Origin of the sequence: Streptomyces sp. NPDC058239, assembly GCF_042882185.1 — a bacterium.
Lineage (GTDB): Bacteria > Actinomycetota > Actinomycetes > Streptomycetales > Streptomycetaceae > Streptomyces.
Genome location: NZ_JBHVWS010000018.1, coordinates 92,071 through 103,125, shown reverse-complemented (window position 1 = coordinate 103,125; position 11,055 = coordinate 92,071). Strand labels below are relative to the sequence as shown.

The following is an 11,055-nucleotide window of genomic DNA, read 5'->3' as shown; positions in this document are numbered from 1 at the left end:
ACCGGAAGGGCGGTGACCCATGACCGTATGGGACGACCTGGTCGGTCAGGACCGGGTGCAGGAGCAGCTCGGTGCCGCCGCCCGGGACGCCGATGCGCTGGTCACCGCCCACTCCGCGGGGGAGCCGGTGCCTCCGGGGTCGAAGATGACCCACGCCTGGCTGTTCACAGGACCGCCGGGCTCCGGCCGTTCCACCGCCGCCCGGGCCTTCGCCGCCGCCCTCCAGTGCACCAGCCCCGACCGCGCCCTGGGCGGCGCACCGGGCTGCGGCTTCTGCGACGGCTGTCACACCAGCCTCATCGGTACGCACGCCGACGTAGACGTGGTCCGTACCGATCTGCTCTCCATCGGTGTGAAGGAGACCCGCGAGCTGGTCCGCCGCGCCCAGCTCTCACCGGCCGTCGGTCGCTGGCAGGTCATTGTTCTGGAGGACGCCGACCGGCTCACCGAAGGCGCGGGGAACGTCCTGCTGAAGGCCGTCGAGGAGCCCGCGCCGCGCACGGTGTGGCTGCTCTGCGCACCCTCCCTCGAAGATGTGCTGCCCACCATCCGTTCCCGCTGCCGCCACCTCACGCTGCGCACGCCCCCGGTCGACGCCGTCGCCGACGTCCTGATCCGGCGCGACGGCATCGATCCGGAGCGGGCCGCGTCCGCCGCCCGTGCCACCCAGGGCCACATCGGCAGGGCCCGCCGCCTCGCCACCGACGAGAAAGCCCGTTCCCGTCGTGCCGCCGTGCTCAAGCTCCCGCTGCGGGTCGAGGACATCGGAGGCTGCCTCAAGGCCGCCCAGGAGCTGATCGACACCGCCACCGATGACGCCAAGCAGGTCTCGGAGGAGGTCGACGCCAAGGAGACGGAGGAGATGAAGGCCGCGCTCGGCGCTGCGGCCGGGGGGCGGATGCCGCGCGGCACGGCGGGGGTGATGAAGGAGCTGGAGGACAGACAGAAGCGCCGCAAGACCCGTACCCAGCGCGACAGCCTCGATCTCGCCCTCACCGATCTGACCGGCTTCTACCGCGATGTACTGGCCATCCAGCTGGGCTCGCGGATCGCCATCGCCAATGCGGACGCACAGGACGCCATCGACCGCATCGCCCGCTCCTCCACGCCCGAGCGAACCCTGCGCCGGATAGAGGCGGTGCTCGCCTGCCGCCGGGCGCTGGACCGCAATGTGGCGCCGCTGCTCGCGGTGGAGGCGATGACGATGGCGCTGCGCGCGGGCTGACACCACTCGTCACTCATCGCCGCTGCTCATCACCGTTTATCACTGCTTTTTCACCCGTACGAGCAGACAAGCGGGCGAGCCGTCACGCGGCGACTACGCTCCGGGGATGGACACCAGGCGCCCGCTCCGCATCCTTGCCACCGCGCTCGGCACTGCCGGCCTCCTCATCTCCGGCTGCAGCAGTGGCAGTTCGACGAGCGCCTCGCCGTCCGCCTCATCGGCCCCCGCCGCGCTCGCGCCGTATTACGCGCAGCAGCTGAATTGGCGGGACTGCGGCGTCGAGGGGTTCCAGTGCACGACGATGAAGGCGCCCCTGGACTACGCGATGCCGGACGGCGGCGACATCGAGCTGGCCGTCTCCCGCGCGAAGGCCACCGGACCGGGCAAGCGGATCGGCTCCCTCCTGGTGAATCCGGGTGGCCCCGGCGGTTCGGCCGTTGGCTACCTCCAGAGTTACGCGGCCATCGGCTATCCCGCCCAGGTCCGGGCCCGTTACGACATGGTCGCCATCGACCCGCGCGGAGTGGCCCGCAGCGAGCCCGTCGAATGCCTCACCGGTTCGCAGATGGATGCCTACACCCAGGTCGACCAGACCCCGGACGACGCCACCGAGGTCAACAGGCTGAGCGACGCCTACAAGGAGTTCGCAAGCGGCTGCGAGCGGCGCTCGGGCGAGATCCTCCCGCATGTCTCCACGGCCGAGACGGCCCGCGACATGGACATGTTGCGGGCCCTGCTCGGTGACGAGAAGCTGCACTACGTCGGGGCGTCGTACGGCACCTATCTCGGCGCGACGTACGCCGAGCTCTTCCCCGCCCGGGTCGGCCGCCTGGTCCTGGACGGCGCGATGGACCCGTCGCTCCCCGCAGTTGACGCGAACCGCGACCAGACCGCGGGCTTCGAGACCGCGTTCAAGTCCTTCGCCGCCGACTGCGTGAAGAAGGCGGACTGCCCGCTCGGCACCACCTCCACCGCCGATGCGGCCACTCGTCTGAAGCAGCTCTTCGCCCGCCTCGACGCCAGGCCGATCCCCACCGGCGCCTCCCGCGAGCTCACCGAATCCCTCGCCACCACGGGAGTCATCGCCGCCATGTACGACGAGTCGGCCTGGCCCCAGCTCCGCGATGCCCTCACCGGGGCCGAGAAGGGTGACGGCTCCGGCCTGCTCTCCCTGTCGGACAGCTATTACGAGCGCGAGCCGAACGGCACGTACGCGAACCTGATGTTCGCCAACACCGCCGTGAACTGCCTGGATCTGCCGCCCGCCTTCGCCGACGCCAATGCCGCAGCCCAGGCACTCAGCGGCTTCGAGAAGGTATCCCCGGTCTTCGGCAGGACCTTCACCTGGGCCGCCCTGAACTGCGCCCACTGGCCGGTCCGGCCCACCGGCACCCCCCACCGCATCGAGGCGAAGGGCGCCGACCCGATCCTCGTGGTCGGCACCACCCGCGACCCGGCCACTCCGTACAAGTGGGCCGAGTCCCTGGCCGGCCAGCTCTCCTCCGGAACTCTTCTCACCTACCGTGGCGACGGCCACACGGCGTACGGCCGCGGCAGCGACTGCATCGACACGGCGATCAATACCTACCTCCTGGACGGCACCCCGCCGACCGAGGGCAAGATGTGCTCCTGATCGCATCCGTCTTGCCGCTGACCTGCGAAAACGGGCCAAAGCCGGGCTGGTACGGAGCACCCTCGGAAACTGTGTAGACTTGGCGACGCTGCTGATCGCACCATGGTGCGACAGAGCGTGCCGCCTTAGCTCAGTTGGCCAGAGCAACGCACTCGTAATGCGTAGGTCTCGGGTTCGAATCCCGAAGGCGGCTCGGAATTACCCCAGGACTCACTCGCCGTGACCTGGGGTTTTTCTTATGCGCTTGTTCGACCGCTGCCGCAAAGGGCCTCCGGTTGACATGCAGCGACCCGGTGGCAGGGGGAAGAGGGCCGCCCGCTCGGGGCCGGGCCGGATCGGCCACAACGAGCCGGTGGGCCGGTCGGCGGTACGGGCGCTCAGTGCGTCAACTCGGTGATCAGTGACGTCGCGCGGCCGATGAGGGCCACCTCGTGCGGGCTCATCGTCGGGTTGGCCGTGCGGTGCGAGGCGGCTTCGGCGAGGTGGCGGTCGGGGATGCCGCCGGAGGCGGAGAAGTGCGGCAACAGGGCATCCAGCAGGGCACGGGCGCCCGCCGACACGGGGGAACGGACGTCGACCGCGACCTGGGCGAGGATCAGGGCCGACATGGCCCGGTCCGCGGCCGGTACGCCCTCCCCGGTGTTGCTCCAGTCGATCACCACCGGGCCCCGGTCCGTCAGCATCACATTGTCCGGGTGCAGGTCGAGGTGGAGGATCCGGTCCTCGGGGTGCGGGGAGAGCCGGGCGGGGACGGTGTGCAGTTCGGCGAGAAGGCCGGCCAGCATGGTGCCGGCCTCGGCCGCAGAGAGATCGCCGGACAGCAGGGACTGCAGCATCGTCGGGCCGGTCAGGCGCTGCAGCACCAGATCGCCGGGTGCCGCCTCGGCGTTGCGGGGGCCGAGGCGGGGGACCGGGTAGCCGTGGGCGCTGAGGTAGGACATGACCGTCCACTCGTGGGTGGCGTCCATGCCGTCGCGGTAGCGGCGCAGGACCCACTTCTGGTCGAGCGCGTACACATCGGCGGATCGTCCGGCACCCAGCAACTCACCTATTCGCATGGGACGAACCTATGGGTGCGGGTGGCGGCACGGGGAGATCACCAGCGCATATGGACGTCCTCGGCCCAGCCGAGTAGCCGGTCCACGGCGATCTCGCGGCCCTTGTCGTCCCGGATGCGGCCGGTGTAGTGGCCGAAGCACTGGTCGGTGCGGTTGGCGATCAGGCCGGCGTCGGTGCGGGCGGAGCGGTTGTGGAAGGGGGTGAAGGTGAGGTCCACCAGGGGCCGGTCGTCAGGGGCGGAGGTGAGGTCCACCACGGTCCGGTCGTCCGCCGATCTGATGGTCCATGGGGCCATGTAGTCGTCGGGCGACCAGCGCCACTCCAGTTCCTGGCCGATCTTGGTGATCCGGCCGTCCACGCAGAGTGCGTTCTCGGTGGCGCCGGTGCCGCGCGTCCAGCGGCCGCCGAACTGCAGCCCCACCGTGTGACCGCCCGTACGGCCCGATGCGGCGCCCCAGTTCCAGTCGACCGAACGCGGCCAGCGGCCCCGGCCGTGGTCGAGTACGGCCCAGGCGTCCTCGCCGAACTCCAGGACCCTGTCGCCGATCCGGACCGTGCCGGAGGCGGGGCGGGCCGTGTGCTTCGACGTGTGCTGGAAGCGGTGCTCGCTCCACGGCACGACGACGGACAGCGTTTCGTGGCCGGCGGGCAGAGCGGCGAAAAGGTCGACCTCCACGGTCTCCCTGGTCCTCCTCGTCCCCTTGGGCTCCTGCGGTGAGGACGGGGTCAGGCAGCGGGCCCGCAGGCGGGTACCCCCGTTCTCCTCGCGGATCTCGATCCTGACCTTGCCGCTGGTCGGTCGCTGCGGACCGACCACCACGGCGGGGGAGCCGGGCGCGCCTGCGATCGTCTCCGGGAGATGGACGCCGCGGCCGCCGGGGACGATCGCGGTGCGTTCGAACTCGCGGCCACCCGACCCGTACTCCAGTACGTACACGGTGTTCAGGGCCAGGAAGTCGAGGTCGCTCACGGTCAGCGCGACGAGGTGGGTCGGTGTGGTCACGCACCAGTACTCCCACCGCTTGGTCCGGCCCCAGCCCCGGAGATTCGCCCGGTGCAGCGGCTGCCTGGACCATCCGCGGGCCGCAGGGTTCAGCCGGCCGTCCGGCAGGCACAGGTCGACGGGCTCGGTGATCTCGCGTTCATGCGTGGCCATGCGCGGAGCCTAGGGCCAGTCCGGCGGCTCGGGGCCGGGAAGGCCCCGACGCCGCCGGTCACGTGCCCCATAACGCGAGGTGAGGGGGAGAGCGGGATCTCCTGAGGCTGACGTGTACGCGGCTACCTGGGCGGCAATTCCCCCGAAATCAAGGAGAGTTCCATGGAGAGATCCATCCTCCGCAGACGCGCCCCGGCCGCGTGTACCGCCATCGCGACCGTCGCCACCACCGATGCCACGGACGCCGCCCGGATCGGCAAGGCCGGTGCCGGGCCTGTCGTCGTCGGACACAGCCTGGCCGAACTCGACGCCGCCGAGGCCGCATTGGACCGGCCGGCACTGGGCAAGGCCCCCAGGGACATACCCGGCCGGTACGTCGACGTGGCCACCAACCGCGTGGTCGTGCAGGCCGCCCGCGCCTCGGCCGAGGGCATCGTCTCCGGGGGCACCCGCACCCATGTGTGCGCCGAACCGGGCGACTGCGGTGGTTCGTTCATCTCCGGCCGCCAGGCGCAGGGCGTCACCTCCGGCGGTTCCGGCAACTGCCCCCAGGGCGGTACGACGTACTTCCAGCCGGTGAACCCGGCGCTGGGCTCACCCTGGTCACCAGCGGCACTCAGGCGGACCCGCCCACCGACCCGACGGATCCGCCTGGGCGGCCGGGCGCTCTGCAACGCGGGAGACCGTGTCACGTGCGGCGGGGTCACGTACCGCTGTCTGCAGGCGCACTCGGCCGTCATCGGCTGGGAACCGCCGAACGTCCCCGCGCTGTGGGAACGCAAGTGGATACGGCGCACGCGGTGGGTCCGCTGTCCGGGGGCGGGTGCTGGTCTGCGGAGTAGCCTGGATGTGTACGGCTCCCGGTGAGCCGCCTTTGTCGGCCTGCGCATCGAAGGGGGCCGGTACCGCATGGACATTCTGGTCACCGTCGTGGTCGTCGTCGCGATGATCGCGATCGCAGCGTTCGTCATCCACAGGCTCAATGCCAGGCATCGGCATCAGCATCTGCGTCCCGCGCACTACGATCACGGGCTGGCCGGGTTCGACGACGGACCGGGCGCACGACCTGCTCCGGGACCTGCCCCGGGGCGGGACACGGGTGAACAGCAGGGGAGCGGAGGGCCCCGGGGGCCGGGTATGCCCGGCTCCGGCGGGTGATCCGCAGGTGGCGCTATTTCGCGTCCGAGTAGCGCTCCACGACCGCCGTCGTGAACGGAAAACGGACCGGCGTATCGCCGAAGGCGGTCCGCCCGGCCAGGTCGCCGGCTGCCCGGATCGCCTCCACGACCGCCTCTGCCTCCTCCTGTGGACAGTGCACGATCACCTCGTCATGCTGGAAGAAGACCAACTCGGCCCGCAGACCGGCGGAGCCGAGCGACTGGCGCAGGGCGGCCAGGAGCAGCAGCGCCCAGTCCGCCGCACTGCCCTGCACCACGAAGTTACGGGTGAAGCGGCCTCGCGCGCGGGCGTTCGACGATGCGTAACCAGGGGTGAATTCGCCCTCGGCGGAGGGCTGTTCCGTGTTCTCCTGCGGGATGCCGGCCTCGTCGTTCTCCTCGCTCCCGGCCGCGGGCGGACTGGTCCGGCCCAGCCATGTCCGTACGAGGCGTCCTTCCTCGCCCGCTTTTGCCGCATCGTCGACGAAGGCCACGGCCAGCGGAAATCTTCGGCGCAGGGCTGCCAGGTTCTTCAGGCCGTCGCCCGAGGTCTGGCCGTAGATCGCGCCCAGCAGGGCGAGCTTGGCGTGGTCCCGGTCGCCGTGGAAGGCCCGGTCCGACAGCGACGTATAGAGATCGCCGTCATGGCCCGCCACCTCCATCAGACCGCGATCGCGGGAGATCGCAGCCAGCACTCTGGGCTCCATCTGGTCGGCGTCCGCGACGACGAGGCGCCAGCCCTCGTCGGCGACGACCGCCTGCCGTATCACCTTGGGGATCTGCAGCGCTCCTCCGCCGTTGGTCGTCCAGCGGCCGCTGACCGTGCCGCCCGGCTGGTACTCGGGGCGGAAGCGGCCGTCGCGCACCCAGTCCTGGAGCCAGCTCCAGCCGTGCGCCGTCCAGATCCGGTACAGCTTCTTGTACTGGATGAGGGGTTCCACCGCCGGATGGTCCAGCTCCTCCAGCTCCCAGCGCCGGGTGGACTTCACCTTGATGCCGGACTGTGCGAACGCCTTCACCACGTCGGCGGGGAGGTCGGGGCGGACCCGTCTGCCGAAGGCGGCCGACACCTCGTCGGCCAGCTCGGCCAGCCTGCGGGGCTCGCCGCCGCCCGCGTAACGCTCGCCGAGCAGTTCGTGGAGCACGTCCCGGTGCACGTCGGCGCGCCAGGGGAGGCCTGACCGGTTCATTTCGGTGGCGACCAGCATGCCGGCCGATTCGGCGGCCGTCAGCAGGCGCATCCTGCCCGGGTGTGCGGTGGCGTCGTGGCGGCGGAGCTGGTCGGCGTACACCTGGAGCAGGTCGTCGAGGGGCAGATCCGTGCCGGACTGCGGCTCGAAGAGGGAGGACTGCGAGCCGGGCTCGGCGGAGCGGGGCGGAGGATCGGGGGGTACGGGGGCGTTGCGCAGGCGGGCGTGGGCGGCGGCTGCGGAACGGGGTTCGCCCAGACGGCCCTCGTGGGCGAGGAGGAGGGACTCGGCGACCTCGATGTCGTAACAACGGGCCACGGGGACGCCGGCCGCGAGCAGGCGCGGGTAGATCTCGGCGGTGGACCGCCAGACCCAGCGGGTGACATCCGGGCGGGAGCGGACCGCTTCCACGAGGTCGGGTTCGGTCAGGACCGCGGCGGTGGGCAGGCCGGTGGAGTCCAGCGGGGCGAGGAGGGCGCCGCCGGTCTCCGTGGTGGCCAGAGCCCAACGTTCGGTCATGCTGTCGAGTCTGGCACCCGGCACTGACAGGGGCGTGGGGCGCGGGGCGGGGTGGGCCGCTGCGCGGGATTTCACCCCAACCCCGTCCCTTTCCGGAACCAGGGGCTCTGCCCCGGACCCCGGTCCTCGAGCGCCGGACGGGCTGGAGGACCGGGGCCACAAGCGCCGGGCGGGCCGAAACCTACTCGGAGTCCGTCGTCCAGGTGCCCAGGGAGATCTCGGCGGTGATGCCGGGGCCGAAGCCCGCCATCAGGCCGCGGTGGCCGTCAAGGGCCGAAGCCTCGTCGAACATGCGGCCAAGGGCGTCGAGCACCACCGCGCTGGCTATGTTGCCGTACTCGGTGAGCGTGGCGCGGCTGAAGCGGAACGCTTCCGGCGGCACGTCGAGGAAGCGACTCAGGTCGTCCAGGATGCGCGGGCCGCCCGCGTGGATGATGTAGAAGTCCATCTTGCTGGCGTTCCACGCGTGCTCCTCCGCGACGGCGTTCAGGGCCGGGGCGAGGGGCTCCATGGTTCCTGGCACACGCTTGTCGAGCTGGAAGTGGAATCCGGTGGACCGGACCGCGTAGGAGATCCAGTCCTCGGTGTCCGGGATGATGTACGAGCCGTTGCTTTCCAGGCGGACTCCGGTGCCACCGCTGCCTCGGACCACGACGGCGGCTATGCCGTCGCCGAACAGGCCGTTGGACAGCAGGGATCCGACACCCAGATCGGTGGGCTGGTAGCACAGCGAGCAGAACTCGCAGGCGACGATCAGCACATTGGCGTCGGGGTAAGCCGTGCAGAAGTCGTGGGCCCGGTTGACGGCTGCGCCGCCCGCGGCGCAGCCGAGTTGGGCGATCGGCATCTGCCGTGTCTCCGGCCGGAAGCCCATCTTGCCGATGAGCCACGCGGTCGGCGGAGGCATCATGAAGCCGGTGCAGGAGACGTAGACGATCAAGTCGATCTGCCGCGGCTCCAGTTGGGCCTGATCGAGTGCCCGGCGTACCACCGCCGGCACCCTGGCCTTGGTCTGTTGTTCGTAGGTGATGCTGCGGGCGTCGAAGCCCGGGTGCTGCAGCACCTTCTCGATCGGTTGGATCAGGTGCCGTTTCCGCACCCCGGTATGTTCGATCAGACGAAGGACCAGGTCGATCTGCGGATGGTCGCCGTGCAACCGTTGAGCCAGCTCCAGGGTTTCCTCGTTGGTGATGACATACTCGGGAACCTCGATTGCCGGCTTGCAGAGAACCGCCATGGAACTCCTCCTAGCGGACTTTTGGTCCACACCGCCTGGCCCGGAACGTTACGGGGTGTTCATCGACGCGGGAGTGGCCACCACGGCTCCGCACGCGCGGTGCCGCGCGAATCGGAGCTTTGGTGGATTCCTGCGCCGGGTTCGGTAACCCCTGATACGGGCGCGGACGGGCCGACCGTCGAAGACTGAGTTCTAGCCGTTCATGGGCGGATACTGATCCGCCACGGCTTGGGTGGGTGGCCGTCGGGATCACGCTACGGCAGGCGGATCGGGGCCGCATGTCGAGCCGACGCACAGCGCGCAGCAGGGCGTGGAAAGGCGCCCGGCGCCCCGGGACTGTTCCGGGTTGCCGGGCGCCATGGTGCGACGCATCATCAATGAGCATCACTGTCCGTACACAGAGGCCCGGTGCGTCGCCGGACCTCCCCTGTCACCAGGTGACAGGCAGTTCGAGGGGATAGCGCCAGATCGAGGTCTTGTTCCAGCGCACTTCCTCGGCCGGCGTCGCCAGCTTCAGAGCCGGGAAACGCTCCAGCAGAGTTCCGATGGCGACCTGGAGCTCCGTCGCCGCGAGCGGGGCACCCAGACAGTGATGGCCGCCCCAGCCGAAGGTCATATGGGACGGACTTTCGCGCTCCAGATCCAGCTCGTCGGGCCGGTCGAACTTCCGGCCGTCCCGGTTGGCCGTCAGATAGGAGACATGCACGATGTCCCCCGCCCGGATCGCCACGCCGCTCAGTTCCACGTCCTCGGTGGCGACACGGGGAATGCCGACACCCTTGCGGAAGGGAATGAAGCGCAGCAGCTCCTCGATGGCCTGCGGGAGCATGTCGGGGCGGTCGCGCAGCATCGCGAGCTCGTCGGGCCTGGTGAGCAGCGTGTAGGCGATGTTCCCGATCTCGTACGTGGTGGTGTCCTGGCCCGTGATGAGCAGCACCATGGCCATCACGGTCAGTTCCTGGTCGTTGAGGATCTCGTCCCCGTCGCGAGCCGTGGCCAGCGCGCTGATCAGGTCGTCGCCCGGGTTCCCGCGCCGCAGCGCCGTCAGCTTCTGGAAGTAGGCGCGGAGATCGGCCTTGGCCCGTACCGCGTCGTCCCGGTTCTCGACGGTCGTGTCCATCATCGTCCGGGCATGGGCGCGCAGCTGCGCGCGGTCGGCCTCGGGAATGTCGAGGACCTCGCAGATGGTGGTCAGGGGCAGCGGGGCCGCCAGATGCTCGAAGAGATCGGCGGGGGCTCCGTGCTCCTCCATCCGGTCCAGCAGCTCGTCCACGACATGCTGGGTACGGACCTTCATGCGCTCCATGTGACGAGGCGCGAAGCCCTTGGAGATCAGGCTGCGCAGGCGGCTGCTGCCCGGCGGGTCCATCACGTTGATCGCTTCGTCCTGAACGATCGGCTCGGGGGTCATGCGCGGGAAGTTCCGGCCGATGATGGCGCTCCGGCTGAAGCGCCGGTCGGTGGTCACCGTGCGCACGTCGTCGTAGCCGGTGACGAGCCATGCCTCGCCGTCGCCGTGCGGCAGCCGGATGCGGGAGACGGGTTCTTCGGTCATCAAGTGCCTGAGCACCGGGTCGAATTCGAGGGCCTCGGCATAGTCGAACGGGCAGTGCCGTGCGCCGGCGACTGGTTCCATACGGAGCTCCAGAGGGGGGATCTGACGGGTGGTTCGAGGAATCTGCGGGCTGGACGGGACATGGGTGCCCGGTCACCCGCACAGGCACGCGCCACTCCGGGCCGATTGGTCCATATGCAGAACTGATTCGACAGCCGGGGGGGGGGGGGGGGGGGGGGGGGGGCCCCCCCCCCCCCCCCCCCCGCGGGGGGGGGGGGGGGGGGGGCGCGGGGCGGGGGATAGAGGCCGGGGGGGGCCCGACGG

The 11,055-nt window shown here is 70.4% G+C and carries 8 protein-coding genes, 1 tRNA gene and 1 pseudogene; 5 read left to right on the top strand and 5 right to left on the bottom strand.

Annotation, left to right across the window (positions count from 1 at the left end):
- Window positions 1–19 precede the first annotated feature (19 nt).
- The 3 genes from ACFVYE_RS20795 (at window position 20) to ACFVYE_RS20785 (ending at window position 3,051) form a co-directional block, all read left to right on the top strand.
- Window positions 20–1,225, top strand: coding sequence for a DNA polymerase III subunit delta' (locus ACFVYE_RS20795; RefSeq protein WP_383958469.1), 1,206 nt, complete (start codon window positions 20–22; stop codon window positions 1,223–1,225).
- Window positions 1,226–1,331: 106 nt separating this feature from the next.
- A complete protein-coding gene (locus ACFVYE_RS20790; RefSeq protein ID WP_383958467.1) occupies window positions 1,332–2,858 on the top strand; it encodes an alpha/beta hydrolase in 1,527 nt (508 codons plus the stop codon).
- 119 nt (window positions 2,859–2,977) lie between these two features.
- Window positions 2,978–3,051: transfer RNA gene (locus ACFVYE_RS20785), tRNA-Thr, on the top strand.
- A gap of 184 nt (window positions 3,052–3,235) precedes the next feature.
- On the opposite strand, the gene ACFVYE_RS20780 is transcribed toward ACFVYE_RS20785, so the two are convergent.
- A complete protein-coding gene (locus ACFVYE_RS20780) occupies window positions 3,236–3,916 on the bottom strand; it encodes a phosphotransferase (protein WP_383958465.1) in 681 nt (226 codons plus the stop codon).
- Window positions 3,917–3,954: 38 nt separating this feature from the next.
- Window positions 3,955–5,073: a DUF2804 domain-containing protein gene (locus ACFVYE_RS20775; protein ID WP_389606782.1), complete on the bottom strand. Its 1,119-nt coding sequence runs from the start codon at window positions 5,071–5,073 to the stop codon at window positions 3,955–3,957.
- A gap of 207 nt (window positions 5,074–5,280) precedes the next feature.
- Between ACFVYE_RS20775 and ACFVYE_RS20770 the strand changes: the two are divergent.
- Both ACFVYE_RS20770 and ACFVYE_RS20765 read left to right on the top strand, forming a co-directional pair.
- Window positions 5,281–5,853: pseudogene (locus ACFVYE_RS20770) on the top strand (alpha-lytic protease prodomain-containing protein); the annotation flags it as partial.
- 129 nt (window positions 5,854–5,982) lie between these two features.
- Window positions 5,983–6,231, top strand: a complete 249-nt coding sequence (locus ACFVYE_RS20765) for a hypothetical protein (protein WP_383958461.1) — start codon at window positions 5,983–5,985, stop codon at window positions 6,229–6,231.
- Window positions 6,232–6,244: 13 nt separating this feature from the next.
- Here ACFVYE_RS20765 and ACFVYE_RS20760 read toward each other — a convergent pair whose 3' ends face one another.
- The 3 genes from ACFVYE_RS20760 to ACFVYE_RS20750 form a co-directional block, all read right to left on the bottom strand.
- A complete protein-coding gene (locus tag ACFVYE_RS20760) occupies window positions 6,245–7,939 on the bottom strand; it encodes a bifunctional 3'-5' exonuclease/DNA polymerase (protein WP_383958459.1) in 1,695 nt (564 codons plus the stop codon).
- 181 nt (window positions 7,940–8,120) lie between these two features.
- Window positions 8,121–9,176, bottom strand: a complete 1,056-nt coding sequence (locus ACFVYE_RS20755) for a type III polyketide synthase (RefSeq protein ID WP_389606779.1) — start codon at window positions 9,174–9,176, stop codon at window positions 8,121–8,123.
- Between the two features lie 430 nt (window positions 9,177–9,606).
- Window positions 9,607–10,812, bottom strand: a complete 1,206-nt coding sequence (locus ACFVYE_RS20750) for a cytochrome P450 (protein ID WP_389606777.1) — start codon at window positions 10,810–10,812, stop codon at window positions 9,607–9,609.
- Between the last annotated feature and the right edge of the window lie 243 nt (window positions 10,813–11,055).

Excerpts from the sequence above, each read along its gene's own strand:
- ACFVYE_RS20795 (WP_383958469.1), top strand. The coding sequence starts at position 20 with ATGACCGTATGGGACGACCTGGTCGGTCAGGACCGGGTGCAGGAGCAG.
- ACFVYE_RS20790 (WP_383958467.1), top strand. The coding sequence starts at position 1,332 with ATGGACACCAGGCGCCCGCTCCGCATCCTTGCCACCGCGCTCGGCACT.
- ACFVYE_RS20780 (WP_383958465.1), bottom strand. The coding sequence starts at position 3,916 with ATGCGAATAGGTGAGTTGCTGGGTGCCGGACGATCCGCCGATGTGTAC.
- ACFVYE_RS20775 (WP_389606782.1), bottom strand. The coding sequence starts at position 5,073 with ATGGCCACGCATGAACGCGAGATCACCGAGCCCGTCGACCTGTGCCTG.
- ACFVYE_RS20765 (WP_383958461.1), top strand. The coding sequence starts at position 5,983 with ATGGACATTCTGGTCACCGTCGTGGTCGTCGTCGCGATGATCGCGATC.
- ACFVYE_RS20760 (WP_383958459.1), bottom strand. The coding sequence starts at position 7,939 with ATGACCGAACGTTGGGCTCTGGCCACCACGGAGACCGGCGGCGCCCTC.
- ACFVYE_RS20755 (WP_389606779.1), bottom strand. The coding sequence starts at position 9,176 with ATGGCGGTTCTCTGCAAGCCGGCAATCGAGGTTCCCGAGTATGTCATC.
- ACFVYE_RS20750 (WP_389606777.1), bottom strand. The coding sequence starts at position 10,812 with ATGGAACCAGTCGCCGGCGCACGGCACTGCCCGTTCGACTATGCCGAG.